Below are 25,796 nucleotides of genomic sequence, written 5' to 3'. Positions count from 1 at the left end.
GGGGGCGACGGTACGGGCCCGCTGAACAGGCACGTCGCGTCACCGCGTACGGCAAGTCTGCGAGCGGGGCGGACCGTGCGGAGCCCCCGGCGGGGACAAGGATCGGGCGCCGGTCTTGGCGCATCCCGCCCTTTCGGGGGGAGGCATGGTGACGGCCCCGTGTCCGCCGGGGGGGCGGGACGCGGGGCCGTGGTCGCTCGTGCGAGAAGGTGTCAGCCCTTGCGGGCGTTGACCTCTTCGGTGAGCTGGGGCACGACGTTGAAGAGATCACCGACCACGCCGTAATCCACCAGCTCGAAGATCGGGGCCTCCTCATCCTTGTTGATCGCCACGATCGTCTTCGACGTCTGCATCCCCGCACGATGCTGAATCGCACCCGAAATACCCGAAGCGATATACAACTGCGGAGACACCGTCTTACCGGTCTGACCGACCTGGTTGGCGTGCGGATACCAACCCGCGTCCACCGCCGCACGCGACGCACCCACCGCCGCGCCCAGGGAGTCCGCCAGGGCCTCGATCAGGGCGAAGTTCTCCGCACCGTTCACCCCACGACCACCCGAGACCACGATCGCCGCCTCCGTCAGCTCCGGACGCCCCGACGACTCACGCGCCGTCCGCGACGTCACCCGCGTCCCCGACGCCGCCTCCGAGAACGACACCACCAGCTCCTCGACCACCCCAGCAGCCGCAACCGCCTCCACCGGCGCCGAGTTCGGCTTCACCGTGATCACCGGAATACCCCGGGACACCCTCGACTTCGTCGTGAACGACGCCGCGAACACCGACTGCGTCGCCACCGGACCATCCGCACCCGCCTCGACGTCCACCGCGTCCGTGATCAGACCCGAACCGATCCGCAGCGCGAGACGGGCAGCGATCTCCTTGCCCTCAGCCGAGGACGACACCAGCACAGCCACCGGAGACACCGCTTCCACCGCGGCCTGGAGCGCGTCCACCTTCGGCACGACGAGGTAGTCCGCGTACTCCGCCGCCTCCGACGTCAGCACCCGCGCCGCACCATGCTCACCCAGCACACCCGCCGTCTGCCCGGCACCCGCACCCAGCGCGACCGCGACCGGCTCACCCAGACGACGCGCCAGCGTCAGCAACTCCAACGTGGGCTTGCGCACCGCGCCATCCACGTGATCGACGTAAACAACAACTTCAGCCATGACAACGCTCCAGCCAGAGAGAGGGATTTCGAGAAGGGCTCAACAGAAGGGCTCAGATGAACTTCTGGCCCGCGAGGAACTCGGCCAGCCGCTTGCCACCCTCACCCTCGTCCGTCACGATCGTCCCCGCCGAACGCGCCGGACGCGCCGCCGCCTCCTCCACCCTCGACCACGAACCCCCGAGACCGACCTCGCCCGCCTCGACCTGAAGATCCTCCAGATCCCAGGACTCCACCGGCTTCTTCTTCGCCGCCATAATCCCCTTGAACGACGGATACCGCGCCTCACCCGACTGGTCCGTCACCGACACGACCGCCGGGAGCTGCGCCTCCAGCAGCTCCGACGCCGCGTCACCATCACGACGGCCCCTCACCACACCGCCCTCGACCGACACCTCGGACAACAACGTCACCTGCGGAACCCCCAGCCGCTCCGAGAGCAACGCCGGAAGCACACCCATCGTCCCGTCCGTCGACGCCATCCCGCACACCACCAGGTCGAACCCGGCCTTCTCGACCGCCTTCGCCAGCACCAGCGACGTGCCGAACACATCCGTGCCGTGCAAGTCGTCGTCCTCGACATGAATGCCCTTGTCCGCACCCATCGACAACGCCTTGCGCAACGCGTCCTTCGCGTCCTCCGGACCCACCGTCAACACCGTGATCTCCGCGTCACCAGCCGCGTCCGCGATCTGAAGCGCCTGCTCCACCGCGTACTCGTCCAACTCCGACAACAGACCGTCCACATCCTCACGGTCCAACGTCAGGTCATCGGCGAAACGCCGGTCACCCGTCGCGTCCGGCACGTACTTCACACAGACAACGATCCTCAAGCTCACGCCTGGTCCTCCTCTTTCTGGGTTGGGTGTCCCGGCACGGGCTGCCCGGTCGTCGCCAGACGCCGGAGGGCCGGGAGGAGATGGTCGAGCGGGTGGCGGCTGGTGAAGGCGATGACGTGCGTCTCCCCCTCGCCCGCCTGCCCGGAGAAGAGCGCGAGCACTTCGCGCAGGGCGGTGTCGGCCTCGACCATCGGGTCGGTGGCCTCGCCGCGCAGCCAGCGGCGCAGGACGTGGTTGTGCGCGGACACCACGCAGGCCGCCATGAGTTCGGCGCGCAGCGGGGCCCCCGGCGCTTCCCCCATCCAGCGGGCGAGGAACTCCTTGAAGAGCCGCTGGTAGCGGGCGACGCTCGCGATCTCGCGATCGCGCAGCGCGGGCACGCCGCTGGTGAGGCGGTAGCGATGCCGGGCGACGTCGCCCTCGTCGACGTAGTGCAGCAGGACGAGCCGGACCGCCTCCGAGACCGCGGTGAGCGCGGTGTCGGTGCGCGAGGTGGCGAGACGGCTCGCGATCCGTTCCAGGAGACGGTCGTGATCGGGGAAGATCACGTCCTCCTTGGCCCGGTAGTGCCGGAAGAAAGTGGTGCGGCCCACGCCCGCGCGCTCGGCGATCTCGTCGACGGTGGTGCCCTCGTAGCCCTGCTCGTCGAACAACTGGAAGGCGGCGTGCGCCAGCCGCTCGCGCGCCGTCCGTCCGCTCATGCCCGCACCCCTTCGTGCTCTCGCCCGCGCTCCGTCACCACGCGACGGTACCGCGTACCGCCGCGACGGTACCACGTACCACTTGCCACGACGAAGAGCCGCCAAACCTCGCGCGTCGCCCCCCTCTCCTCACGCGCTCCGTCTCCGCACCATCCCCACCGCGAGCACCACCGCCCCCAGCGCCCAGGCCCCGTACACGCACCACGCCTCCGGGACCGAGGAGACGTACCGGCCGAGGGTGTCCTCGTGGGATGGGTCGGTGACGAGTCGGCGGAAGGCGTTGAGCGGCAGGAGGTGGGCCAGTTCAGCGACCCAGCGGTGGCGTTCGCCCTGGAGGAGGGCGGGGAGCAGGAGGAGCACGGCGAGGGCGGCGCCCACGGAGCCGGCGGTGTGGCGGACCGTCGCGCCCACCGCGAGGCCGATGAGCGCGCACACCGGGGCGATGAGCGCGCCCGCGAGGACGGCGCGCGCGGCACCCGGGTCGTCGAGCGCGCGCCCGCCGTGGTCGCGCAGCAGCGCCTGCGTGAGCCAGAACGACGCACCGCTGACGAAGCCCCCGAGCACCGTCGCGAGCACCGTGACCAGCGCGGCCTTCGCGAGGACGACGTGGCCGCGCGCGGGGACGGCGGCGAAGGTCGTGCGCAGCAGGCCACTCGCGTACTCGCCGAAGAGTGTGGAGCCACCGAGGACGGCGAGGACGACCACGAGGAGCTGCCAGGCCGGGTCGACGAAGGCCGTGCGCAGCGCGTCGAAGGACGTGCCGGAAGGCTCCGGCCATGCCTGCCCGGCGAGCCGATCGGCGTTGGAGCGTGCGGAGTTGGCGTTGACACCGAGGACAACGAGGGCGGTTCCGGCAAGGACCGCCGGGGTGGAACGGAGCGAGAGGAGCTTGATCCGCTCGGCGGCGAGGAGGTCGCGGAAGCGGGCGCGTTCCGCGCGGGGTGCTCGGTTCATCGGGGCTCACCCGCCGCGTACTCGACACTGCCGGCGGTGATGCGCAGGAAGGTCTCCTCCAAGGAGCAGGTACGGGGCGTGAGTTCGTGCAGCGCGAGACGGTGCCGCAGCGCGAGGTCACCGAGGCGCCCGGCCGCCGCACCGGTGACGGTGCACGTGCCGTCGGGCTCGCGGCGCAGGCGCGCCCCCTCGGCCGCGAGCAGTGCGGCGAGGCGGTCGGGCTCGGGGGTCCTGACCCGTACGGTCGCGGGGGTTCGGGCGGCAAGCCCGGCCAGGGGCCCGGCGGCGAGCAGCCTGCCGCGACCGATCACGACGAGCGTTTCGGCTGTCTCCTCCATCTCGCCCATGAGGTGGCTGGAGACGAGGACGGTGCGGCCCTCGGCGGCGAGGGAGCGGAACAGGTCTCGTGCCCAGCGCACCCCTTCGGGGTCGAGCCCGTTGAGCGGTTCGTCGAAGAGGAGGACGGGCGGGTCGCCGAGCAGCGCGGCGGCGATGCCGAGGCGCTGCCGCATCCCGAGCGAGTACGCCCCGACACGCCGCCCCGCGACGGCCGTGAGACCCACGCGGGCGAGCACGGCGGCGACCCGTGCGGGCGGCAGTCCGTTGCTCGCGGCGAGGGCGCGCAGGTGGGCACGGCCTGTGCGCCCGGCGTGCGCATCACCCGCGTCGAGCAGCGCGCCGACGTGCCGCAGGCCGCGCGGCCGGGTGGCGAAGGCGCGTCCGCCGACGGTGACGGTGCCGCGCGTGGGCCGGTCGAGCCCGAGGATCAGGCGCAGGGTCGTGGTCTTGCCCGCGCCGTTCGGGCCGAGGAAGCCGGTCACAACGCCGGGGACGACCGTGAAGGAGAGGTGGTCGACGACGGTCGTGGTGCCGTGGATTCTGGTGAGTTCGCTCGCTTCGATCACCATTCCACGCTCCCCCGGGCGGCGTTGGGCGGGCATCGGCCCGTAGGAGCCCTTCCGGCGAAGGAGTTCGCCTGCGGGCGTACGCCCGTGGGCCGCTGCCGGGAGGGCTCCTCGCGCTTACGATGGCGCCGTATGAGGACCCCGTCCGTACGTGCCGCGCTCGCGGGCCCCGGCGCCGCGTCGCCCGCACCGTCCCCTCCGCCCGCTCCGTCCGCGCTACGTGGCGCCCTGCCCGCTCCCGCTCTCCGGCGCCTCGCGACCGCGCGGCCACGACTCGCGCTCGCCCTCGCGTGGCTCTGCGCGCTCACCTGCGCCGCGCTCGACGTGTGGTGCGTGGCGGTCGCCGGACCGGACGCGACGGGCCTGCGGCTCCTTCCGGTCGCGGCGGCCTGCGCCCTCCTCGTGCCGCTCGCCGTGCTGCGGCCCCGCGCCGCCCTCGCCGTCCTGCTCGCGGTCTCCTTCACCACCGTCGTGCGCGCGGACTCCGCGATGAAGTCGCTTCCCGGCCCGGTCCCCTCGCCCGGCACGCAGGCGTGGCAGCTCGCCTGCGTGCACGGCGCGGGCTGCGCCCTCCTCCTGTGCGTGATCGCCCACCGGTCCCCGGCCGTGTGGACGCTCGGCGCGGGCCTCGTCTCCTTCGCCGTCCAGCTCGGCGCCGCCACGTACTACCGGCCAGGGTCGCTCCCGGTCACGGGGGCCTTCCTCGCCCTCGTGACGGTCACGGCGGGAGTGCTCGGACGCGCGGCGCGGGAGCGGCGGGCGCATGCCGAGGCGCTGCGCGCCGCCGCCACCGAGCGGGCCGTGGTCGACGAACGACTGCGCATCGCACGGGAGTTGCACGACATGGTGGCGCACAGCATCGGCGTCATCGCGATCCAGGCCGGCGTGGGGCGCCGGGTCCTCACGAGCCGCCCGGAGGAGGCGCGCTCCGCCCTCGCCGCCGTCGAGGAGCACAGCCGCGAGACCCTCGCGGGCCTGCGCCGGGTCCTCGGCGCGCTGCGGGGCACCGACACGGACCCGGGCCCCGCCCCGGCGCTTGCCGGGCTGCCGGCGCTCCTCGCCCGCACGCGTGCGGCCGGGCTGCGGGCCGAACTGGTGCGCGAGGGGCGGCGCGCGCTGCCCGGGGACGTCGACTCGGCGGCGTACCGCATCGTGCAGGAGGCGCTGACGAACGTCCTGCGCCACTCGACGGCGAGGGTCTGCCAAGTGCGCCTGGCGTTCGGGCCGCAGGCGCTGCGTGTGGAGATCACGGACGCGGGCCCGGCGAGGAGGGCCGGGCAGGCGGTGGGGTTCGGGCTCGCGGGAATGCGGGAGCGGGCCGCGCTGCTTGGCGGGGAACTGCGCGCGGGGCCGCGCCCTGAGGGCGGGTTCGAGGTCGTGGCGCGGCTGCCCGTGGAGGTGGGGCGGGAGTGAACGGTGACGGTGGTGCGGGAGTGATACGGGTGCTGCTGACCGATGACCAGCCGCTCGTGCGGCACGGGCTGCGGGTGCTCATCGAGGAGCGGAACGGGCTGGTCGTCGTCGGCGAGGCGGGCGACGGGGCGGAGGCGGTGCGGCTCGCGGCGGCGCTCGCGCCCGACCTCGTCGTCATGGACCTGCGGATGCCGGGGATGGACGGTGCGGAGGCGACGCACCGCATCACGAGTGCCCCCGGCACGCCGCCGAAGGTCCTCGTCCTCACGACCTTCGACGACGACGCGAACGTGCACGCCGCGCTCCGGGCCGGGGCGAGCGGATTCGTCGTCAAGGACATGGACCTCGACCGCATCCTCGACGCCGTCGAGGTCGTCGCGGCAGGTGAGGCGCTCCTCGCACCCGGCGTGACCCGCCGGCTCGTCTCCGCGTTCCTCGCCCGTACGCCGAAGCGGCCGGCGCTGCCCCTGCCGGGCGTCACGGCGCGCGAGCGGGAGGTGCTGACGCTCGTGGGGCTCGGCCTGTCCAACGCGGAGATCGCCGCGCGCCTGTTCATCACCCCCGCGACGGCGAAGGCGCACGTCGGCAGGCTCCTGACGAAGCTGGGGGCGCGCGACCGGGTGCGGCTCGTGATCCTGGCGTACGAGGCGGGACTGGTACGGGCCGGGGAGGGGTGAGGGGACGGGCCGCGCGGAGGCGATGACGCGGCTCAGCTCCCGGCCACCGCGCCCTCCGCCCGTACTGCCGCGTCCTCCTCCCGTACCCCCGCGCCCTCCTCCCGCGCCAGCGTGCGGACGTGCGCGGCGAGCGTGCGGCCCGCCGCGTGGAAGGGGGCCTCGGTGCGCAGGCCGCGTGCCATGACGAAGGCGCCTTCCAGCGCGGCGAGGACCGCGTGCGTGAACTCGGCGGCCGCCGGCGGGGTGAGTCCGCGCGCGGTGAAGTAGGCGGTGCCCTTGTCGATCCAGTCCCGCATGACCTCGGCCGATACCTCGCGCAACTCCGGTTCCACGTCGGCGATCTCGGCGGTCACGCTGCCGACCGGGCACATGTTGGGCCAGCCCGTGCCGCGCATGTCGTCGCCCGCCTGCGCGAAGGCCGCTTCGATGCCCTCGGCGAGGTCCTCGTACGGGTCGAGCAGGAGGGGCAGCAACTGGATGTGGACGGCGCCGGTCTGCCGCAGTGCCGCCGCAGCGATCTCCCGCTTCCCGCCCCTGAAGTGGTGGTAGAGCGAGCCCGTGGGCGCCTCGGCGGCGCGGGCGAGGGCGTTGATGCCCGTCGCCGCGTAGCCCTGACGGCGCAAAAGTTCTCCCATAGCCCGCGTGATGCGCTCGTCCGTTCTCATGCGGACATGGTAGAACGAGCTTTCTGGAGAGAACGTTCTAGCGCGCCAGCCGAAGCGAAGCCGAGGAGAACGTCATGCGGCACGTCACTTTGTCCGCGGGGGAGATCGAGTACGACGAGACGGGTTCGGGGCCGCCGGTGGTGCTGCTGCACGGGCTGCTGATGGACCACACGCTGTGGGACCGGGTGCTGCCCCTGCTCCCCGAGGGCTTCCGGTACGTGCGCCCGGTGCTGCCGCTCGGAGCGCACCGGCTGCCGATGCGCCCCGGAGCGGATCTCGGGATGGCCGGGATGGGGCGGCTGCTCGCCGAGTTCCTGGAGAAGCTGGACCTGACGGGGGTCACGCTCGTCCACACCGACTGGGGCGGCGGGCTCTTCCTCACCGCGCTCGGGCTCCACGAGCGGCTGGCGCGGCAAGTCGTCCTGCCCTGCGAGGCGTTCGACAACTTCCCGCCCGGGCTGCCGGGCCGCATGGTCGTGCTCGCGTCCCGCGTCCCCGGCGGACTCGCGCTGGCCGCGCGGCAGTTGCGCATCCGTGTGCTGCGCGACTCGCCGCTCATGCTGGGCCCGATGACGAAACGCCCGCTGCCGGACGCGCTCGTGCGCGGCTGGACGGAGCCGCTGCTGCGGGAAGCGGGGGTACGGCGCGACCTCGCCGCCTACTGCACCGCGCCGCTCGACAAGGCGCGCCTGATCAGGGACACCGAGGCGCTGCGCGACTTCCCCGGCGAGACGCTCGTGCTGTGGGCGCCGGAGAACAAGCTCATGCCCCTCGCCCACGGCAAACGCCTCGCGGCCCTCCTCCCCGTGGGCCGCTACGCGGAGATCCCGGACGCGGGCGTACTGGCCATGCTGGACCAGCCGGAAGCGGTGGCACGGGAGTTGGGCACGTTCCTGGAGGGGGCGCGGGGCTGAGGGACGGGCACCGCGCTCCTCACTGCGCGCGGTAGGTGCGCACCGGGTCGGCCCAGCCGCCGAGGCGGCGGCTGATGCCGAAGCGGTGCGGGAGCCACCAGCGTCGGCGCACGTGGCTCACGTCGGCGGCCGACCAGCGCGGCGCCGGGTCGTCGGCGACGTGCCACCACGTGCGCACCACCTTGCCGCCGTTGAATCGCAGCAGGGGCCAGCGGGGCAGGTGCAGACCGACGAAGAACATCGACAGGTCGTCGCCGCACTTGGTCGTGTAGAAGTGCTTCTCCGCGTCGGTGTAACTCGCGCCGAGACCGCCCTGGCGGGCGTCGAGCCAGCTGAGCGGCAGCCGTCCGCCGGCCGGGACCGGAGCGACGAGGACGGGGTTGAACCACTCCTCGCCCTTGAGGCCCCGAGTGAGGGCGGTGCGCTCCGCCTGGGCGACCACGACGTTGGTGGCGGGGCCCGTTCCCACGTTGACGAGCCACCACACCGGCCGGGTCGTCCCGCCGCCGGGTCCGTTGCCCCACATGAACTGGAGCACCGGCATGCGGGCGCGCCGCCCCGACGAGTAGGCGATGCCGAGGGAGGCGAGGGAGACCAGGACCGCCACCACCGACACCGCGAACGCCGCCATCTCCCCCGCCCCTTCTCCCGGTCGACTCCCCTCGTGGATATCCCCCTTCGGTGGTGGCGGAACGCTTGCGGCCGCTTCGCTCAGGGCAGGAGCACGATCTTCCCGCGCGTGTGCCCCCGGCCCAGCTCGGTGTACGCCGCGCGGACCTCGTCGAGCGGGTAGCGCGCGGCGATCGGGATGTCCAGCTCGCCGCGTGCGACGAGGTCGGCGAGCGCGGAGATCGTGGGGGCGTCGTCCGCCGCCATGCCGCCGTCGGCGCGGACGCCGTACTTCTCGGCGGCGGCGAAGTCCACGACGGTGTCGACACGTTCGGGGGCGACGCCGAGATCGAGGGCGAGTGCCACGTAGCCGTCCCCCACGAGATCGATGAAGGCGGCGACTCCCCGCGGCCCGGCCGTCTCCCTGATCCGCTCGGCGACGCCCTCGCCGTACACGAGGGGCTCGACGCCGTGCGCGCGCAGCCACTCGTGGTGGCGCTCGCTCGCGAGGCCGATGACGCGGGCGCCGTGCCGCCGCGCGAGCTGTACGGCGACGACGCCGACACCGCCCGCAGCGCCCGCCACGACGACCGTCTCGCCCTCACCGGGGGCGACGGCCCGCACCGCCGCGTACGCCGTCGTCCCGGCGATGAAGAGGGAACCGGCGATGTCGAACGCCAGCTCCGGCGGCTTCGGCACGAGCTGACCGGCGGGCACGGTGGCGTACGTGGCCTGCGCGGCGCGGGCGTAGGTGTAGCCGAGGACCTCGTCGCCGGGCGCGAACCCGCTCACGTCGCCGCCCGTGGACTCGACGACCCCCGCGAGGTCGCTCCCCTGCCCCGAGGGAAACGTGGCCGGCCACCGCTCGTGCGCCTGCCCCTCGCGGATCTTCGCCTCACCCGGGTTGATCCCCGCCGCCCGCACCCGCACCAGGACCTCGCCTGCCGCGGGTACCGGCACCGGCACGTCCCGCACCTCCAGGACGTCGGTCCCGCCGTACTCGTCGAAGCGAACCGCCTTGCTCATGAGTCCTCCACGCGTGCGACAGCCGACGACCCGAGCGGGTCCCGGCAGTGGGCCACCAACAGCGCTCACGGGCCCGGCATTCCACCGGCGGGGACGACTTTCGGCCATACGGGTGCCCGCGGACTCCGTACTCCCTCACACCACGAGGCGCAGCCTCCGCTCGCTCACCCCCGCCCGCAGGCGCTGGCCCCACGTCAGGTCGAGCGCGTCGGACTCCATGCCGTCCGCGAAGGCGACGAGGTGGTCGGACTCGACGGTGACGGTGAGGCGGGCGCGCTCCGCGAGGAGGCCCGCGACGCGCTGGACGCCGGTGGCCGGGGAGGGCCATGCCTCGCGCACGTACCAGAGAAGGCGGTCCTCGGTCGCGCCGGGCAGGGGCAGGGCGGCCCCGCGCTCGTGCCACAGCGAGCGCAGCCAGCCGCCCGCCCCCGTCCCCGTGCCCACGAGGACGCCCGAGCTGGCCTGCGTCTCCTCGGTCTCCTCCGCGCCGGGGCGCAGGCGGTAGCGCGCGGTGCGGTGGCCCGCCGAGCCGACGTAGATCTCGTTGAGCGCGAGGAGGGTGCGCCCGTCGTCGGTGACGCCCTCGGCCATCGTGAGGTCCTCGGTCGTGACGCGCGGTCCCGCGGCGGCGCGCAGGAGCGCCGGGGCGTCGGCCGGGCGGTGGCGCACGAGCACGCCGGGGTTGCGCCCGGGGTCGGTGTCGATGCCGACGACGGGCTGGCCGTGCAGGTACTGCGCGACATTGGCGACGAGGCCGTCCTGCCCGGCGACGACGACGATGTCCTCGGGGGCGAAGAGGAAGCGGTCGAGGTCGGCGCGCTCGACGCGGGCCTGGCGCCAGGTGAGCGGGATGCGCGCGGCGATGGCGGTGAGGGCCTCGCGGGTCGCGCGGTGGCGGGCGGCGAGCGTGTCGATGTCGTCGCCGCGACCGCCGAGGACGAAGGCCGCCTGGCCGTGCGTGCCGTGGCGGGCGAGGAGTTCCTCGTACTCGCTGACGCGGTGGACGAGGACGACGCGGGGGGCGAGGCTCACGAGCGCGGCCCGGTGAGCTTGGCGAGGAGGTCGGCGACGGTGTCGGGCGTGACGGTGACGCGTTCGACGCGGGGCAGCTGTTCGGCTGCGCGGTCGATGCTCAGGGCGTGCAGGGTCGCGGGCGCGGTGTCCTCGTGGACGCGGAGCCAGGCGGCGCGCGCGGCGGCGCGGGCCTCGCCGCTCGTGCGCAGGGCCTCCGCCTCCGCGTCGGCGAGCCGCCTGGCGCGCGTCGCCTCGGCCTCGGCGAGGCGCACCGTACGGGCCGCCTCGGCCTCCGCGCGCACGGCGTCGGCCGCCGCCTCCTCCTCGGCGGCGCGGCGGGCGTTGGTGCCGCGCTGGTCGACAAGTCGCTCCTCGCGGCGGGCGAGTTCGACCTTGCTCGCGAGTTCGTTCTCGGCGATGGCGCGTTCGCGTTCGACCGCGACGGCGCGGCGCTCGTACGTGGCGCGGTCGGCTTCCTGCTGGACGCGCTCGCGGGTGGGGGTGCGCAGGGCGCGTTCGACCTCGGGCTCGGGGCGCAGCGCGACGATGCGCAGGGCGACGACCTCGACGCCGGTCGCGGGCAGCCTGGGCTCCGCGGCGAGACCTTCGGTGACGCGGGCGTGCACGGCGGCGACGCCCTCGGTGAGGGCGGTGGCGAGCGGGGTCGAGGCGAGGACCTCGGCGGCGTGCTGCTGGGCGGTCTCGGTCAGGAGCCCGGCGAGCTGGTCGAGCGGGGCGCTGCGCCACGTACCGGTGTCGGGGTCGAGCGAGAAGTCGATGCGCTCGGCCGCGCGGACGGGGTCGGCGATGCGGTAGGTCAGCGTGGACTGCACCGCGAGGTCCTGGAAGTCGGCGGTGCGGGCGTGGATGGTGACGGCGAGTTCGCGGTCGTCGACGGGGACCTCGCTGAGCGCGGCGGTGAGCGGACGGAACCAGAAGCTGAGGCCCGTGCCCTCGTGGGCGAGCTTCCCCGCGCGGTGGTGGCGTACCCAGGCGCTCGACGTGCCGCGCAGGTGCCGCCTGCCGAGACGCTTGCTGATGTCGGCCATGACGCCCCTCCCTCACTTCTCGTCAATTTGACGAGATTCGTTCCTGGGAGTGAACGTACGCGACCACCCCCCTTCTCGTCAAGGCGACGACAAGGGGGGGTGGTGACAGGACCGCTCAGCCGGCCAGCAGGTCGTTGAGGTCGTCGGCGTGGTCCTCCTCCTCTTCGAGGATCGACTCCATGAGGCGGCGCGTGGTCGGATCGCCGTCCCCCACCCACCGGATGATCTCCTGGTACGTCGTGATGACGATCCGTTCGGCGACGAGGTTCTCGCGCAGCATCTTCTGGAGATCGCGGTCCTCGGCGGTGACGTACTCGGTCTGCGAACGCTTCACGAGCGACCCGGGGTCCAGATCGGGCTGGGCGCCGAGCTGGCTGATGCGCTCGGCGGCGCGCAGCGCGTGCTGCAACTCCTCGCCCGCGTGCTCACGGAACTGCGCGGCGACCTGGGCGCGATCGATCCCGGTGGCGGCGATGGCGTTCTGCGAGTAGCGCAGGAAGCACACCACCTCGGTCGCGACGACGTCGTTGAGGATCTCGATGATCCGCGCACGGTCGGCGTCGTAGGTCTTGGTGACGGGCCCCTCCGTCATGTGCTTGCGCGCCTGTTCGCGGATTCTGGTGACGTCGATCTCGAACTGGTTGGCCATCCGGTACTCCCTGCGGTGCTCGTGGACGATCGGGGACGCTGAGGTGCGCGCGTGCGATCCGTACCGCGCCGCGCGCCGCGCCACCCGGCGGCGCCCCGCGTACGCAACCGATGGCGGACACGCGTCACCCTGCGGGAGGCACCCCGATCGGTATACCTTCACCATGCCGAAGAAGGATTCCGTGCGCGGCAAATCGCCAGTTTTCTGGGCAATACCCCTGCACGCATTCCGCTTTGGTATGCCAGGCTGCTAGGCTCGCGGCCGTCTTGATCGCGTGTCGGCCGGCCCTGGAGGCGGGCCGCGAGGCTGGAGGTCCCATGCACAGGTCCCGCCGTCGGTGGCACGCCCCGGGCAGGCCATGAGCACGCCGCCGCCCGACGCGGGCGACTCGCACGTCGCGCACGCCGAACGCACCATCCGCACGCGGGTGCTCGACGGTACGTACCCGCCGGGTGCCAGGCTGCGCGAGCGCGAACTCTCCGACGCCCTCGGTTTCTCGCGCATCCCGGTGCGCGAGGCGCTGACGCGGCTCGCCGCCGAAGGGCTCGTGGAGCTCTCGCCCCGCCGGGGCGCCTCCGTACGGCGGCTCTCGCTGCGCGACGTCACCGAACTCTTCGACCTGCGCCTGAGCCTGGAGGTCTTCGCCGCCCGGCGCGCCGCCGAGGCCGACCCCGAGGGCCCCGCGGCGGGACGGGTGCGGGAACTGATGGAGAACGCGGAGGACGTGACACGGCGCGGGGTCGTCTCCGAGATCCCCGCCGCCAACACCGCCCTGCACGCGGGCATCGTCGCGATGACGGGCAACAGGCTCCTCCAGACCGCCCTTCAGCCCTCGCTCGGCCTCATGCAGTGGGTCTTCACCCTCACCGGCAATCTCGACCCCGCCGTGCAGTGCGCCGAGCACCGCGATCTGCTCGCCGCCATCCGCGCGGGCAACGCGGACCTCGCCGGCGCCGTCGCGTACGCGCACATCGAACGCGGCCGCCGCCCCTCTCTCGACACACTCGCCCGCATCCTTCCGGCCGAGTGAGCGTCCCGTCCCGCGCCCCTGCGCACGGGACGGGGGAACCACCCGCACCACCTTCACACCCCGAGGACCCCATGCTCATCAGCAACGTCCGCCCCTGGGGCGGCGACGCCCAGGACATCGAGATCGCGGACGGCGCGATAACGGCGCTCCACCCGCACGACCCGTCCCGCGCCACCGGCACGGACGACGTCGTCGCGGGACGCGGCCGGCTCGCCCTGCCGTCCTTCTCCGACGTGCACTGCCACCTCGACTCGAACCGGCTCGGCCTGCCCTTCCGGCCGCACACCGGCACCCCGGGGGTCTGGGGCCTCACCATGAACGACCGCGCCCACTGGCGCGAGGACGGCGGCGTCGCCGAGCGCGCCACCCACGCGCTCGGCCTGATGATCGCGCGCGGCACGACGCGGGTGCGCAGCTACGCGCAGATCGACGCGGACAGCGGCCTGGAGCGCTTCGAGGGCGTCCTCGCGGCGAAGGAGGCGCACAAGGAGCGCTGCGAGGTCGAGATCATGGCCTTCCCGCAGGCCGGTCTGCTGCGCGAGAAGGGCGTGCCCGAGCTGATGGACCAGGCGCTCGCCTCGGGCGCCGCCGTCGTCGGCGGCATCGACCCGTGCACGCTCGACCGCGACCCGGTCAAGCACCTCGACATCGTCTTCGGCCTCGCCGAGCGCCACCGGGCGCCCGTCGACATCCACCTGCACGAGCCCGGCCACCTCGGCGTGTTCAGCGTCGACCTGATCCTGGAGCGGGTGCGCGCGCTCGGGATGCAGGGCAAGGTGACGCTCTCGCACGCCTACGAGCTGGGCGCGGTGGACGAGGCGACGACACGGCGCCTGACCGAGGAGTTCGCCGAGCTGGACATCTCGATGGCGACGATCGCCCCGGCGCAGCAACTGCACGCCCTCCCGCTCGCGGGCCTCACGGAGGCCGGGGTGCGCGTCGGGCTCGGTGAGGACGGACAGCGCGACTACTGGTCCCCGTACGGCAACGCGGACATGCTCGACCGTACGTGGCAGCTCGCCTTCACGAACCGCTACCGCAAGGACGAGCTGATCGAGCACTGCATGGCCGTCGCCACGTGGGGCGGCGCCACTGTCATCGACCCCGCGGTGCCGCGCCTCGCGTCCACGGCGGACCGCCCGGGGCTCGCCGTCGGCGACCCGGCCGACCTGCTGCTGCTCGGCGGCGAGACGGTCGCTTCGGCGGTCATGGACCGCGGCGAGGACCGCACGGTCCTGCGCGCGGGACGCGTCGTGGCCGACGGCCTGGAGCTGGTGGGCTGAGCACACCGCACACGTACGTAGCCGGGAGCCGGTCACCCTCGCGGTGACCGGCTTCCGGCGTACGCGCGCCCGTCGGCAGGTACGACACCCCACGTACGTACGGGCAGGCCCCCCACGTACGGGAACACCCCGCGCGTGCCGTCCCGCCCCCGCGCGGACGACCGCGCCCGCCCTCCCGGACAGCGCGGGAGGACGGGCGCGGTGGCTTGTGCGGTCAGGCGGCGGCCCGCGCGCGGGTCGCGTCGGGCGCCGTGCCGTCGTCCGTGACGAGGTGGCAGGCGACCTCTCGGGTGGTGCCCGGCAGGGTGCGCAGGGCGGGCGACTCGGTACGGCAGCGGTCGGTGGCGAGCGGGCAGCGGGTGTGGAAGTGGCAGCCCGGGGGCGGGTCGAGCGGGCTCGGCAGGTCGCCGCCGAGCACGATCCGCTCGCGCGTGCGCTGCTCCTCGGGGTCCGGCACCGGGGCCGCCGAGAGGAGCGACTGCGTGTACGGGTGCTTGGGCGCGGCGAACAGCTCGGCGGTCGGGGCCTGTTCGACGATCCGGCCGAGGTACATGACCGCGATGCGATCGGCGAGGTACTCGACGGCGGCGAGATCGTGCGTGATGAAGAGGCAGCCGAAGCCGCGCTCGCGCTGGAGGTCGGCGAGCAGGTTGAGCACGGCGGCCTGCACGGACACGTCGAGCGCCGACGTCGGCTCGTCGGCGACGAGGAGGCTCGGGTCGACGGAGAGCGCGCGGGCGATCGAGACGCGCTGGCGCTGGCCGCCGGAGAGTTCGTGCGGGCTCCGGTCCCCGAGTTCGGGCCGCAGCCCGACCTGCGCGAGGAGCGCGTCGGCCTTCTCGGCCGCGCCCTTGCGGTCCGCGAGGCGGTGCAGGCGCAGCGGCTCCGCGATGATCTGCCGCACGCTCATGCGCGGGTCGAGCGAGGAGGAGGGGTCCTGGAAGACGAGGTGGAAGTCCTTGCGCAGGGGCCGCAGGGCACGCCGCGACAGGTTCGTCACGTCGGTGCCGTTGACGCGTACCGTGCCGCCTGTCGGCTGGTCGAGGCGGACGACGCAGCGTCCGACGGTGGACTTGCCGCTGCCCGACTCGCCGACGAGGCCGACGACTTCGCCGGGGCCGATGGTCAGCGAAACGCCGTCGACGGCGCGGACGGTGCCCTTGGCGGCGGTGAAGTGCCGCTGGAGGCCGCGGACTTCGAGTACGGGCTCGGTGGAGGTCATCGGGCGGCTCCCTCGGGGATCTGGGGACCGGCCTGGGCCGGGTGATGGCAGGCGAGCCGGTGGGCGCCGTCGATGAGGCGCAGGGCGGGGCGCCCGCCCGTGCAGGTGTCGTCGGCGAGGGCACAGCGCGGGGCGAAGGTGCAGGCGTCGGGCTGCACGTCGAGGCCCGGGACCATGCCGGGGATCTCGTTGAGCCGTGCCCTGCCGTCCGTTCCGCGCAGTCCCGGGCGCAGGACGGCGCCGAGGAGACCGCGCGTGTAGGGGTGGGCAGGCCGCTCGTACAGCTCGTCGACCGGGGCTTGTTCGACGGCGCGCCCCGCGTACATGACGAGGACGCGGTCGGCGGTGTCGGCGACGACGCCGAGGTCGTGGGTGATGAGGACGATGGCGGTGCCGAGGCGTTCGCGCAGGTTGCGCAGGACGTCGAGGATGCCGGCCTGCACCGTCACGTCGAGCGCGGTGGTGGGTTCGTCGGCGATGAGGACGGCGGGGTCGCAGGCCACCGCGATGGCGATCATGACGCGCTGGCGCATGCCGCCGGAGAGCTGGTGCGGGTACTCGTCCACGCGCTTGGCGGGGGCGGGGATGCCGACGAGGGCCAGGAGTTCGATCGCGCGCTCGCGTGCCTCACGGCGGCCCAGGCCCTGGTGCTTGCGGAGCACTTCGCCGATCTGGCGGCCGACGGTGAGGACCGGGTTGAGCGAGGTCATGGGCTCCTGGAAGATCATCGCCATCTCCTGGCCCCGCAGCCGTGCGAGGCGCTTCTCGGAGAGCCCGACCAGTTCCTGTCCGGCGAGGCGCACCGATCCTGTGACGTGCGCGGTGGGCGGGAGCAGGCCCATGACGGCCATCGAGGTGACGGACTTGCCGCAGCCCGACTCGCCGACGACGGCGAGTACTTCGCCCGGGGCGACGTCGTAGGAGAGGCCGTCGACGGCGTGCACGGTGCGGTCGTGGCCGCGGAAGGAGACGGAGAGGTCGCGGACGCTGAGGACCGCTTCGCCCTCCCGCACGGGCGTGGGCGCGGGGACGGGCGCGGTGGGTGCTGCGGTCACCGGGAGCCTCCACGGGGGTCGAGGATGTCGCGCACTCCGTCGCCGAGGAGGTTGAAGGCGAGGGTCGCGAGGACGATGACGAGGCCGGGGAAGACGGCCATCCAGGGGGCCTGCGCGATGAACGGCTGGGCCGAGGAGAGCATCACGCCGAGCGAGGGCGACGGCGGTTGCACGCCGAGGCCGAGGAAGCTGAGCACCGCTTCGCCGATGATCGCGGAGGGGATGCCGACCGTGGCCTGGACGATGAGCGCCGAGGAGGCGTTGGGCAGGATGTGCCGGAAGAGGACCACGCGGTCGGTGCCGCCGTTGGCGATCGCCGCCTGCACGTAGTCGGCGCTCTTGAGGCGCAGGGTCTCGGCGCGCGTGATGCGGATGATCGCGGGGATCTGCGAGATGCCGATGGCGATCGTCGCGTTCTTGAGCGAGGGGCCGAGGATCGCGGCGAGTCCGACGGCGAGGACGAGGAAGGGGAAGGCGAGCAGTGTGTCGGTGAGCCGCGAGACGACGGAGTCGGCGACACGCCCGTAGTACCCGGCGACGAGGCCGAGGGGTACGGCGACGACGAAGGCGAGCGCGACGGCGAGCACCCCGACCTGCATGGAGGCGGTGACGCCGACGAGGACGCGCGAGAGCTGGTCGCGGCCGAGGTCGTCGGTGCCGAGCCAGTGGGCCCAGCTCGGCTCGGCGAGGGCCCGGGTGAAGTCGGGCCTGGCCGGGTCGTAGGGGGCGATGACGTGGCTGAGGAGGGCGACGAGGACGAAGAGGGCCGCGAGGACGGCGCCGGTGAGGGCGAGCCGGTTGCGGCGCAGCCGGTTCCAGCCGGAGCGCAGGCGCCCGGGGCGTGGGGCGCTCGGGGTGGCGGGCGGTGCGGGGACGGCCCGCACCGTGGTCGGGGCTGTGGTCATCGGGAACCTCCGAGCCGGATACGGGGGTCGACGACGGAGTAGAGGAAGTCGACGAGCAGGTTGACGAGGATGTAGGCGGCCGAGGTGAAGAGCACGACGCCCTGGACCATCGCGTAGTCGCGGGTGAAGACCGCGTCGATGGTGAGCTTGCCGAAGCCGGGCAGGACGAAGACCTGTTCGGTGACGACGGCTCCGGAGATGAGCTGTCCGAGTTGCAGGCCGAGGACGGTGACGACGGTGACGAGCGAGTTGCGCAGCGCGTGCCCGCCGATCACCTGCCGCCTGGTCAGTCCCTTGGCGCGGGCGGTGCGGGTGTAGTCGGCCGAGAGCGAGTCGAGCATCGCGGCGCGGGTCTGGCGCATCACGACGGCGGCGAGTCCGGAGCCGAGGACGATCGCGGGCAGCACGAGGCGGCGCAGGTTCTCCAGCGGGTCGGTGCCGAAGGGCACGAAGCCGGAGGCGGCGAAGACGGGGGTCGCGATGGCGAAGGCGAGGACGAGGACGATGCCGAGCCAGAAGGAGGGCACCGACATGCCGAGCAGCGCGATGCCGTTGGCGAGCCACTCGGAGGGCTTGCCCTTGCGGACGGCGGCGAGGACGCCCGCGCCGATGCCGACGACGACGGCGAGGAGCAGCGCGAGTGCCGCGAGTTCGAGGGTGATGGGCAGTGCTTCGCGTATCGCGTCGAGCACGGGGAGCCCGGTGCGGGCCGAGGTGCCGAGGTCGCCGGTGACGGCGTGCGTCACGTACCTCCAGTACTGCACGGCGATGTTGTCGTCGAGGCCGTACTCCTGGCGGATGGAGGCGAGGACCTCGGGCGAGGTCTGCTCCCCCGCGAGGGCCTGGGCGGTGTCGCCCGGCATCGCGCGCACGCCGAGGAAGACGGCGACCGAGACGAGGACCATCGTCACGAGCGACATGCCGAGCCTGCGGGCGAGGTACGAGGTGAGCAGGGTGCGGAGGCGGTTCACCGGCTTCCCTTCACGTAGCCGGCTTCCTCGACCTTGATGAGGCCGTCACCGGAGAGCTTGATGCCGCTCACGTCCGTCGACGCGGACACGTAGCTGATGTTGCGGTAGAGGTAGAGCACGCTGTGCTGCTTGTTGATGGCGGCGGTCAGCTTGCGGTAGATCTCGCGCCGCTTCGCGGTGTCCGCCGTGGAGCGGCCTTCGACGATGAGGCGGTCGATCGTGGGGTCGGAGAGCTTGCCCTGGTTGTTGCTGCCGCTGGTACCGACGAGGCTGTCGATGTTCCCGGCCGGGTCGGGCTGGCCGCCCCAGCCGCCGGTACGGGACTGGAAGTCACCGGCGAGCGTGCGGCTGAGCCCGGTGGCGAACTCGGTGGGGCGCAGGCGGATGTCGAAGCCCGCGTCCTTGGCCATCGCCTGGATGACCTGGCCGAGACGGTTGTCCTCGGGCGTCGTGTTGATCATGAGTTCCAGCGGGACGGGCGTCGTGACCCCGGCCGCCTTGAGGAGCCGCTTCGCCTTCGGGATGTCGCGCTTCGGGCACGGCGTCGGCGAGCTGAGCGGGGTGCCGGGCGGGACCGGGCCGCAGGCGGGGGCGTACATGCCCTGGAAGACGAGTGTGTTGATGAGGTCGCGGTCGAGCGAGAGGTCGAGGGCCTCGCGGACGCGCACATCGCGCCCGAAGGGGCTGTCCACGGTCCCCGGCTTGCCGGAGATGCCGTGCGTGTTGCCGACGTTGAGGGTCATCGCCATGTAGCCGAGCGAGGGCGTGTTGAGGAGTTGGACGCCCTTCTCGCCGAGCGAGGAGCGGACCTCGACCGGGCCCATCTGGTCGCCGATCTGCACGTCGCCCGAGCGGATGTTGGCCATCCGGATGTTGCCGTCCGTGATGGTCTTGTAGGTCACGCCGTCGAGGTGGACCTTGTCGGCGTCGTAGTAGAGCGGGTCCTTCTTCAGTTCGATGCGGTCGCCGATGACGCGCTTGTGGTACTTGAAGGGGCCGACGCACGAGGGGTGCGTGGCGAACTTCTTGCCGTACTTCTTGAGCGCGGTGGGCGACATGATGAGCCCGGCGGTGTTGGCGAGACGCCCGAGGAGCGGGGTGTCGGGGTGCTTGAGGCGGAGCCGCACCGTGTACTTGCCGGGCGTGGTGACCTCGCGGACCGAGTCGATCTCGGAGGCGCGTCCCGAGCCCTTGAGGTGCAGGTGCCGGTCGAGCGAGGTCTTCACGGCCGCGGCGTCGAGCGGAGTGCCGTCGCTGAAGCGTGCGTCGCGGCGCACGGTGAAGGTGAAGGTCTTGCCGCCGTCGGTGAGCACGGGCATCGTGTCGGCGAGCTGAGGGACGAACTTGTTGTGCTGGTCGACGTCGTAGAGCTGTTCGCACATCGAGGCGAAGACGGTGCGCGCGACGAGTGTCGACGTGAGGCTCGGATCGAGCATGTCGGGGTCGGACTTGAGCCCGATGGTGAGTGTGCCGCCGTCGCGGACGGGGCGGTCGTCGACGAGGCGGGCCTCGGCGACGGACTGTTCGCCGGGAGGGGAGAGCGTGCCGCAGGCGGTGGTGACCGTCGCGAGCGCGAGCACCGCGAGAGTGGCCGGTATACGACGCACGGAACCGAACCTCTTTCAGGACAGCAGGGGGCGGTTCACGGACCGATCCGATCCGCGTTGAGGCGAAACGGTATACCAAGCCCCGAATAACGGAAGCCCCCTTTTCCTCTGAACATCCTCCCCGCGTCTACACCTTGCCTGGTCAAAATGGCCAAGAGAGGGCAAGCAGCGCACAACGCCGCACCCTGACGTGACCGACTTGGTATACCGAACGTCACACCATCCACGATGTGGACAAGAAACGCCCCGGTCCCCGCGCACGGGGGCGCGGGGACCGGGGCGTACGAGGCCTGGCGTGAACTCGGTGGGCTCAGTGCGCGGCGGCCGTGACCGAGCCCTTCGTCTCGGGGGCCCAGAGGAGGGACAGAACCATGCCGGCGAGGAGCACGGCGGCGAGCCCGTACATGGAGACGCTGAGCCCGAAGTGCTCCAGGCTCACCGGGAGCACGAAGGTGCCGGCGGCCGAGGCGATGCGGCTGGAGCCGTTGAGGAATCCGACGCCGGTGGCGCGCAGGTGCGTCGGGTACAGCTCGGGCGGATAGACCTGGGTGATGTTCGACGCCCCCGCCATGACGAAGGTGTAGAGCAGGAAGGGCGTCATGAGCGCCCAGGCGGGCGCATGGCTGAGCGCCCCCATGAGGGCGAGGGCCACCGTCATCACGCCGAAGGTCACGATCGTGAAGGGGCGCCGCCCGCACCGCTGCACGAACCACAGTCCGGCGACACCGCCGAGCAGCAGGAAGAGGCTCAGCGTGATGTTCTGCGCGTCCGGGTCGGAGACCTTCATGGCCGCGAGGATGACCGGCATGAAGGTGTAGATGGCGAAGTACGGCAGGACCTGCGCGCTGTAGAAGCCGAAGCCGAACCACGTCCGGACCGCCTGGCCCCGGGCGAACAGCTCGCGGAAGGCCGCCCGCGGCACGGGAGGCTTCTCGGCCTGCGGGCCGATCTCCGCGCGCAGGTGACGCCGCGCCACCTCGCGGGCCTCCTCGGCGCGGCCCTGGCTCAGCAGCCAGGCCGGGGACTCGGGGGTGCCGATGCGGAGCAGCAGGACGAGGAGCGCGGGCAGCGCGCCGGTGGCGAGAAGCACCTTCGCGGCGTGTTCCTCACCGCCCCACACCGCGCCGAGGATCTCGGCCACCACGTAGCCGACCGTCCACAGCACGGTGAGCGCGCCGAGCAGGACGCCGCGCAGCCGGCTCGGGACGAACTCGGAGAGCATCGTGGGGCCGACCGCGTAGTCGGCGCCGAGGCCGAAGCCGATGAGCACGCGGAGCGCGAAGAGCAGGACGGGGCCGTCCGCCCAGAGCTGGAGCGCGGAGGCCGCCGTGATGAGCACGAAGTTCCACACGTAAAGGCGCTGACGGCCGATGAGGTCGCCGACGCGTCCGAGGACGAGGGAACCGAAGAAGAGGCCGATGAGCGCGGAGGCGCCGAGGAGGCCCTGCCAGACACCGGAGAGGTGCCAGCCGTCGGTGAGTGTCGCGAGCACGGCGCCGATCATGCCGAGCGCGTAGCCGTCGGAGAAGTTGGCACCGAAGGTCGTCGCCGTGACCCTGAGGTGGAAGGGGCGCAGGGGCGCCTCGTCCAGGGAGGGCGCGAGGGGGGTGGGAGTGGTGGCGCGTTCGGCCGTCTTCGTCATCGGAGGGAACACCTCGCCTGCCGTTGGGGATGCGAATGACCGTATTCGAGACACCGCTTATTGAATAGAGATGCACAAAAACTTCTCCCACCTCCCTTGATACGGACTCCGTTCCTCGTGCAGAGTCGGTGGCGGCCGGGTGTGGATACTCCGCAGCCGCCCCGGTCGCCTCGTTCCCCCGTGCCCGAAAGCCGCGTGTCATGGCTGAGAATCCCGTCTCCGTGTCCCCGTTCCGCGGTGCGCCGCCCGCCGCCACTCCATGCGGCCCCCTCCCCTTCACCGGCCGGAAGCCGGTCCCGGAGGAGGAGAGCGGGCCGGGGCAGGGGCTCGCGCCGCGCGCCGCCGACGTCGTCCGCATCGTGGACGGAGCGCGTCCCGCACGGCTCACGCCCGCCGAGCTGGCCCCCGCCCGTCACGCCTGGCACGCGGCCCGCGAGCTGGCGGCCTCGGGCCGCGTGTACGGGCGTTCGACGGGTGTGGGCGCCAACCGCACCGCCGAGGTGCACGACGCGGACCACGGAGCGCGGTTGCTGCGCAGCCACGCCGGGGCGATCGGCCCCCGCGTCCCCGCCCGCGAGGCACGTGCCCTGCTCACCGTGCGCGCGCAGCAGCTCCTCGCCGGGGGCGCGGGGCTCGACCCGCGTGTCGTCGTCGCGCTCACCGAGGCGCTGCGCGGCGGCGCCACGCCCGTCCTGCACACCTACGGCGGCGTCGGCACCGGCGACCTCGGCCCGCTCGCCCAGCTCGGCCTCGCCCTCACCGGCGAGGGCGCCTGGGAGGGCGGCACCCCGCCGCGCCCCATGCCACTCGACTCGAACGACGCGCTCGCCCTCATCAGCTCCAACGCGCTCGCGGTCGGGCGCGCGTGCCTCGCCCTGGAGGAGTCGCGCACGCTCCTGCGGGCGGCCAACGGGATCGCCGCGCTCTCGCTCCTCGCCGTGGACGGCTCGGCGGAGCCCTTCGCCGCCCCGGTCGCCGCGGCGCGCCCCTACCGGGGCCAGCTCCTCGCCTCGGCGCGGATACGCGATTGGCTCGGGCTCCCCGCGCGACCGGCGCCGCCCACGGGCCGTATCCAGGACCCCTTCGCCTTCCGCTGCCTGCCCCAGACGCTCGGCCCCGCCTACGACGCCGCCGACACGCTCGACGCGGTGCTCGCCGTGGAGCTGTCGGCCGCCGCCGAGAACCCGCTGATCAGCGCGGGGGACGGAGCCGTCTACCACCACGGCAACTTCTACGCGGGCCAGCTCGGTCTCGCGCTCGACTCCTTCCGCCTCGCACTCCTGCCCGTCGCCCGCTCCTCCGCCGCGCGCCTCGCCGCGCTCTGCGAGCCCGCCTTCACAGGGCTGCGGCCCTTCCTCGGCGACACGGCGAGCGCTTCGTCGGGCGTCATGATCCTGGAGTACGCGGCGGCCGCGGCAGTCGCAGAGACGCAGGCCCTCGCCCAGCCGGCGAGCCTCGGCCACGTCGTGCTCTCGCGCGGCGTCGAGGAGCAGGCCGGCTTCGCCTCGCTCTCCGCCGCGCAGTCGCTGCGGGTCCCCCCGCTGCTGCGGCACGTGCTCGGCTGCGAACTGGTCGCCGCTGTACGGGCATTGCGGATGAGCGGGCGCGCACCGGCACCGGGGACCCCGGCGGCACGGGCCCTCGCGCTCGCTCTGGACACCCTTCCGGCCGATCCCAGGGACCGTCCTTTGACCGCCGACGTGACGCTCGCGGAGGGGCTGATGGACCGGCTCGCGGAGTGGTGACGGCCTGTCACGGGTGCGGTGACCGGTCAGGGGACCGGCCACCGCACCTCCTCATTCCCCCGCTTCCGGGGCCGCTACCTCGCGCAACTCCCCCTTCGCGAGCCGCAGGTACCGCGTGACCCCGATCTCCGTGAGGAAGCGCTCGTCGTGGCTGACGACGAGGAAGGCACCGCGGTAGGAGGTCAGGGCACTCTCCAGCTGGCCGACGCTCACGAGGTCCAGGTTGTTGGTGGGTTCGTCGAGCAGGAGCAGGTGCGGGGCCGGTTCGGCGCTCAGGACGCACGCGAGCGTCGCGCGCAGGAGTTCGCCGCCGGAGAGGTCCCCGGCCTTCAGGTGCGCGCCCTGGCCCCGGAAGAGGAACCGCGCGAGCAGGTTCATCCGGTCCGCCTCCGGCATCGTCGGCGCGAAGGCGGCGAGGTTGTCCGCGACGCTCAGCGCGGGGTCGAGGAGGTCGAGCCGCTGCGAGAGGTACGCGACCCGCCCGTCCGCGCGGCGCAGCTCCCCCGCGTCCGGCGTGAGCTGCCCCGTGATGATCCGCAGCAGCGTGGACTTCCCCGCCCCGTTGGGCCCGGTCAGCGCGATGCGCTCGGGGCCGCGCACGGACAGGTCCACGCCCTCGCCCGCGAACAGCTCCCGCAGCCGCAGCCCCGTGGCGTCGAAGAGGGTGCGCCCGGCAGGCACCTCGGTGCCCGGCAGGTCGAGCACGAGGCGTGTGTCGTCCCGTACCGCGCGCCCGGCCTCGTCGAGCCTGGCCCGCGCCTCGCCGAGCCGGTCGGCATGCGTGTTCCCCGCCTTGCCCGCCGATTCCTGGGCCTTGCGCTGCCGGGCGCCCGCGAGGATCTTGGGCAGCCCGGCGTTCTTGATGGTGCGCGCCGCGTTGCTCGCCTTGCGCTCGGCGCGCTCGCGCGCCTGCTGCATCTCGCGCTTCTCGCGCTTGAGTTCGGCCTCCGCGTGGCGCACGTTCTTCTCCGCGACCTCGCGCTCGGCGCTCACCGCTTCCTCGTACGCGGCGAAGTTGCCTCCGTAGTACCGCAGTTCGCCGCGCTCCAGCTCGGCGATCCGGTCCATGCGGTCGAGCAGCCCGCGATCGTGGCTCACGACGAGCAGGCAGCCGCGCCAGTCGTCGACGACTCCGTAGAGGCGGTGGCGCGCTTCGAGGTCGAGGTTGTTGGTGGGTTCGTCGAGCAGGAGGACGTCGGGGCGGGCGATGAGCTGTGCCGCGAGACCGAGCGTGACGATCTGCCCGCCGCTCAGGCTCTCCAGGCCCTGGTCAAGGGCGAGGTGGCCGAGACCGAGCCGGTCCAGCTCGGCGCGGGTGCGCTCCTCGATGTCCCAGTCCTCACCGATGGTGGTGAAGTGCTCCTCGTCCACGTCACCGCGCTCCACCGCGTCGATCGCGGCGATCACCCCGGCCACGCCGAGCACCTCGGCGACGGTGGGACCGGTGGCGAGCGGGAGGGTCTGGGGCAGGTGGCCGAGGGTGCCGTTGACCGTCACGGAGCCCGAGGTGGGAGCGAGTTCCCCGGTGATGAGCCGCAGGAGCGTGCTCTTGCCGCTGCCGTTGGGCGCGACGAGACCGGTACGGCCGCCGGGCACGGTGAAGGAGAGCCGGTCGAAGACGGGGGTCTCGTCCGGCCAGGAGAAGGACAGGGCGGAGCTGACGACGTAGGCGTCGGACATGAAGGGCGGACCTCACGGGTGCGCGCGGGACGAGGGGCCGGTACGCCGTGCGGTATCCGGACTCGTA

General features: G+C 73.0%; 24 protein-coding genes. 6 read left to right on the top strand and 18 right to left on the bottom strand.

Going from position 1 to position 25,796, the window contains the following annotated elements:
• Window positions 1-212: 212 nt before the first annotated feature.
• The 5 genes from ACQYWQ_RS28670 to ACQYWQ_RS28650 form a co-directional block, all read right to left on the bottom strand.
• Window positions 213-1,175: an electron transfer flavoprotein subunit alpha/FixB family protein gene (locus tag ACQYWQ_RS28670; protein WP_431038705.1), complete on the bottom strand. Its 963-nt coding sequence runs from the start codon at window positions 1,173-1,175 to the stop codon at window positions 213-215.
• Between the two features lie 52 nt (window positions 1,176-1,227).
• Complete coding sequence (locus tag ACQYWQ_RS28665; protein WP_431038703.1) at window positions 1,228-2,013, bottom strand: electron transfer flavoprotein subunit beta/FixA family protein; 786 nt, start codon at window positions 2,011-2,013, stop codon at window positions 1,228-1,230.
• Window positions 2,010-2,714, bottom strand: a complete 705-nt coding sequence (locus tag ACQYWQ_RS28660) for a TetR/AcrR family transcriptional regulator (RefSeq protein WP_431038701.1) — start codon at window positions 2,712-2,714, stop codon at window positions 2,010-2,012. Before ACQYWQ_RS28660 ends, ACQYWQ_RS28665 begins: the two co-directional genes overlap by 4 nt.
• Before the next feature lie 129 nt (window positions 2,715-2,843).
• On the bottom strand, window positions 2,844-3,668 hold the full coding sequence (locus ACQYWQ_RS28655; protein WP_431038700.1) for an ABC transporter permease: 825 nt from the start codon (window positions 3,666-3,668) through the stop codon (window positions 2,844-2,846).
• Window positions 3,665-4,573 carry an ATP-binding cassette domain-containing protein gene (locus ACQYWQ_RS28650; RefSeq protein ID WP_431039391.1) on the bottom strand — a complete coding sequence of 303 codons (909 nt, stop codon included), beginning with the start codon at window positions 4,571-4,573 and terminating at the stop codon, window positions 3,665-3,667. Before ACQYWQ_RS28650 ends, ACQYWQ_RS28655 begins: the two co-directional genes overlap by 4 nt.
• A gap of 132 nt (window positions 4,574-4,705) precedes the next feature.
• Here ACQYWQ_RS28650 and ACQYWQ_RS28645 point away from each other — a divergent pair, with 132 nt between their 5' ends.
• Both ACQYWQ_RS28645 and ACQYWQ_RS28640 read left to right on the top strand, forming a co-directional pair.
• On the top strand, window positions 4,706-5,986 hold the full coding sequence (locus ACQYWQ_RS28645) for a histidine kinase (protein ID WP_431038699.1): 1,281 nt from the start codon (window positions 4,706-4,708) through the stop codon (window positions 5,984-5,986).
• Entirely contained in the window at window positions 5,983-6,663 is a 681-nt protein-coding gene (locus ACQYWQ_RS28640; protein WP_431038698.1) for a response regulator, read from the top strand. The genes ACQYWQ_RS28645 and ACQYWQ_RS28640 overlap by 4 nt, the downstream gene beginning before the upstream one ends.
• Window positions 6,664-6,695: 32 nt before the next feature.
• Here the strand turns inward: ACQYWQ_RS28640 and ACQYWQ_RS28635 are convergent, their stop codons facing one another.
• On the bottom strand, window positions 6,696-7,328 hold the full coding sequence (locus tag ACQYWQ_RS28635) for a TetR/AcrR family transcriptional regulator (RefSeq protein WP_431038696.1): 633 nt from the start codon (window positions 7,326-7,328) through the stop codon (window positions 6,696-6,698).
• Between the two features lie 74 nt (window positions 7,329-7,402).
• Between ACQYWQ_RS28635 and ACQYWQ_RS28630 the strand changes: the two genes are divergently transcribed.
• Window positions 7,403-8,242 carry an alpha/beta fold hydrolase gene (locus ACQYWQ_RS28630; RefSeq protein ID WP_431038695.1) on the top strand — a complete coding sequence of 280 codons (840 nt, stop codon included), beginning with the start codon at window positions 7,403-7,405 and terminating at the stop codon, window positions 8,240-8,242.
• Between the two features lie 19 nt (window positions 8,243-8,261).
• On the opposite strand, the gene ACQYWQ_RS28625 is transcribed toward ACQYWQ_RS28630, so the two are convergent.
• The 5 genes from ACQYWQ_RS28625 to ACQYWQ_RS28605 all read right to left on the bottom strand — a co-directional run bounded on the left by ACQYWQ_RS28625 (window position 8,262) and on the right by ACQYWQ_RS28605 (window position 12,589).
• The gene (locus ACQYWQ_RS28625) at window positions 8,262-8,873 is read right to left on the bottom strand and encodes a hypothetical protein (protein WP_431038692.1); all 612 of its coding nucleotides are present in this window, start codon (window positions 8,871-8,873) and stop codon (window positions 8,262-8,264) included.
• A gap of 80 nt (window positions 8,874-8,953) precedes the next feature.
• Complete coding sequence (locus ACQYWQ_RS28620; RefSeq protein ID WP_431038691.1) at window positions 8,954-9,877, bottom strand: NADP-dependent oxidoreductase; 924 nt, start codon at window positions 9,875-9,877, stop codon at window positions 8,954-8,956.
• A 135-nt stretch (window positions 9,878-10,012) separates the two neighbouring features.
• On the bottom strand, window positions 10,013-10,909 hold the full coding sequence (locus tag ACQYWQ_RS28615) for a hypothetical protein (protein ID WP_431038689.1): 897 nt from the start codon (window positions 10,907-10,909) through the stop codon (window positions 10,013-10,015).
• Entirely contained in the window at window positions 10,906-11,940 is a 1,035-nt protein-coding gene (locus ACQYWQ_RS28610) for an SPFH domain-containing protein (RefSeq protein WP_431038688.1), read from the bottom strand. The genes ACQYWQ_RS28615 and ACQYWQ_RS28610 overlap by 4 nt, the downstream gene beginning before the upstream one ends.
• Before the next feature lie 115 nt (window positions 11,941-12,055).
• Entirely contained in the window at window positions 12,056-12,589 is a 534-nt protein-coding gene (locus tag ACQYWQ_RS28605) for a ferritin-like domain-containing protein (protein WP_431038687.1), read from the bottom strand.
• Window positions 12,590-12,947: 358 nt separating this feature from the next.
• Between ACQYWQ_RS28605 and ACQYWQ_RS28600 the strand changes: the two genes are divergently transcribed.
• Together ACQYWQ_RS28600 and ACQYWQ_RS28595 are read left to right on the top strand one after the other, a co-directional pair.
• Window positions 12,948-13,619, top strand: a complete 672-nt coding sequence (locus ACQYWQ_RS28600; protein WP_431038685.1) for a GntR family transcriptional regulator — start codon at window positions 12,948-12,950, stop codon at window positions 13,617-13,619.
• A gap of 71 nt (window positions 13,620-13,690) precedes the next feature.
• Window positions 13,691-14,902 (top strand): amidohydrolase family protein, encoded by a 1,212-nt coding sequence (locus ACQYWQ_RS28595; RefSeq protein ID WP_431038684.1) that lies wholly within the window; start codon window positions 13,691-13,693, stop codon window positions 14,900-14,902.
• 214 nt (window positions 14,903-15,116) lie between these two features.
• On the opposite strand, the gene ACQYWQ_RS28590 is transcribed toward ACQYWQ_RS28595, so the two are convergent.
• The 6 genes from ACQYWQ_RS28590 to ACQYWQ_RS28565 all read right to left on the bottom strand — a co-directional run bounded on the left by ACQYWQ_RS28590 (window position 15,117) and on the right by ACQYWQ_RS28565 (window position 22,304).
• Window positions 15,117-16,124 (bottom strand): ABC transporter ATP-binding protein, encoded by a 1,008-nt coding sequence (locus tag ACQYWQ_RS28590; RefSeq protein ID WP_431038682.1) that lies wholly within the window; start codon window positions 16,122-16,124, stop codon window positions 15,117-15,119.
• Complete coding sequence (locus ACQYWQ_RS28585; RefSeq protein WP_431038680.1) at window positions 16,121-17,179, bottom strand: ABC transporter ATP-binding protein; 1,059 nt, start codon at window positions 17,177-17,179, stop codon at window positions 16,121-16,123. The genes ACQYWQ_RS28590 and ACQYWQ_RS28585 overlap by 4 nt, the downstream gene beginning before the upstream one ends.
• A complete protein-coding gene (locus ACQYWQ_RS28580; protein WP_431038679.1) occupies window positions 17,176-18,084 on the bottom strand; it encodes an ABC transporter permease in 909 nt (302 codons plus the stop codon). The genes ACQYWQ_RS28585 and ACQYWQ_RS28580 overlap by 4 nt, the downstream gene beginning before the upstream one ends.
• Entirely contained in the window at window positions 18,081-19,055 is a 975-nt protein-coding gene (locus ACQYWQ_RS28575) for an ABC transporter permease (protein ID WP_431038677.1), read from the bottom strand. Before ACQYWQ_RS28575 ends, ACQYWQ_RS28580 begins: the two co-directional genes overlap by 4 nt.
• Entirely contained in the window at window positions 19,052-20,662 is a 1,611-nt protein-coding gene (locus ACQYWQ_RS28570) for an ABC transporter substrate-binding protein (RefSeq protein WP_431038676.1), read from the bottom strand. Before ACQYWQ_RS28570 ends, ACQYWQ_RS28575 begins: the two co-directional genes overlap by 4 nt.
• Window positions 20,663-20,972: 310 nt before the next feature.
• A complete protein-coding gene (locus tag ACQYWQ_RS28565) occupies window positions 20,973-22,304 on the bottom strand; it encodes an MFS transporter (protein ID WP_431038674.1) in 1,332 nt (443 codons plus the stop codon).
• 200 nt (window positions 22,305-22,504) lie between these two features.
• Between ACQYWQ_RS28565 and ACQYWQ_RS28560 the strand changes: the two genes are divergently transcribed.
• A complete protein-coding gene (locus ACQYWQ_RS28560; protein WP_431038672.1) occupies window positions 22,505-24,049 on the top strand; it encodes an aromatic amino acid ammonia-lyase in 1,545 nt (514 codons plus the stop codon).
• Window positions 24,050-24,100: 51 nt separating this feature from the next.
• Here the strand turns inward: ACQYWQ_RS28560 and ACQYWQ_RS28555 are convergent, their stop codons facing one another.
• Window positions 24,101-25,729, bottom strand: a complete 1,629-nt coding sequence (locus ACQYWQ_RS28555; protein WP_431038670.1) for an ABC-F family ATP-binding cassette domain-containing protein — start codon at window positions 25,727-25,729, stop codon at window positions 24,101-24,103.
• Between the last annotated feature and the right edge of the window lie 67 nt (window positions 25,730-25,796).

The sequence above is a fragment of the Streptomyces sp. P6-2-1 genome, from assembly GCF_050613165.1.
Taxonomy (GTDB): Bacteria; Actinomycetota; Actinomycetes; order Streptomycetales; family Streptomycetaceae; genus Streptomyces.
This window is presented reverse-complemented; position numbering and strand designations above follow the sequence as displayed.

Bases quoted from the DNA above. Each gene is read 5' to 3' on its own strand.
- ACQYWQ_RS28670 (WP_431038705.1), bottom strand. From the start codon at position 1,175: ATGGCTGAAGTTGTTGTTTACGTCGATCACGTGGATGGCGCGGTGCGC.
- ACQYWQ_RS28660 (WP_431038701.1), bottom strand. From the start codon at position 2,714: ATGAGCGGACGGACGGCGCGCGAGCGGCTGGCGCACGCCGCCTTCCAG.
- ACQYWQ_RS28655 (WP_431038700.1), bottom strand. From the start codon at position 3,668: ATGAACCGAGCACCCCGCGCGGAACGCGCCCGCTTCCGCGACCTCCTC.
- ACQYWQ_RS28645 (WP_431038699.1), top strand. From the start codon at position 4,706: ATGAGGACCCCGTCCGTACGTGCCGCGCTCGCGGGCCCCGGCGCCGCG.
- ACQYWQ_RS28635 (WP_431038696.1), bottom strand. From the start codon at position 7,328: ATGAGAACGGACGAGCGCATCACGCGGGCTATGGGAGAACTTTTGCGC.
- ACQYWQ_RS28630 (WP_431038695.1), top strand. From the start codon at position 7,403: ATGCGGCACGTCACTTTGTCCGCGGGGGAGATCGAGTACGACGAGACG.
- ACQYWQ_RS28625 (WP_431038692.1), bottom strand. From the start codon at position 8,873: ATGGCGGCGTTCGCGGTGTCGGTGGTGGCGGTCCTGGTCTCCCTCGCC.
- ACQYWQ_RS28620 (WP_431038691.1), bottom strand. From the start codon at position 9,877: ATGAGCAAGGCGGTTCGCTTCGACGAGTACGGCGGGACCGACGTCCTG.
- ACQYWQ_RS28610 (WP_431038688.1), bottom strand. From the start codon at position 11,940: ATGGCCGACATCAGCAAGCGTCTCGGCAGGCGGCACCTGCGCGGCACG.
- ACQYWQ_RS28605 (WP_431038687.1), bottom strand. From the start codon at position 12,589: ATGGCCAACCAGTTCGAGATCGACGTCACCAGAATCCGCGAACAGGCG.
- ACQYWQ_RS28600 (WP_431038685.1), top strand. From the start codon at position 12,948: ATGAGCACGCCGCCGCCCGACGCGGGCGACTCGCACGTCGCGCACGCC.
- ACQYWQ_RS28595 (WP_431038684.1), top strand. From the start codon at position 13,691: ATGCTCATCAGCAACGTCCGCCCCTGGGGCGGCGACGCCCAGGACATC.
- ACQYWQ_RS28590 (WP_431038682.1), bottom strand. From the start codon at position 16,124: ATGACCTCCACCGAGCCCGTACTCGAAGTCCGCGGCCTCCAGCGGCAC.
- ACQYWQ_RS28580 (WP_431038679.1), bottom strand. From the start codon at position 18,084: ATGACCACAGCCCCGACCACGGTGCGGGCCGTCCCCGCACCGCCCGCC.
- ACQYWQ_RS28565 (WP_431038674.1), bottom strand. From the start codon at position 22,304: ATGACGAAGACGGCCGAACGCGCCACCACTCCCACCCCCCTCGCGCCC.
- ACQYWQ_RS28560 (WP_431038672.1), top strand. From the start codon at position 22,505: ATGGCTGAGAATCCCGTCTCCGTGTCCCCGTTCCGCGGTGCGCCGCCC.
- ACQYWQ_RS28555 (WP_431038670.1), bottom strand. From the start codon at position 25,729: ATGTCCGACGCCTACGTCGTCAGCTCCGCCCTGTCCTTCTCCTGGCCG.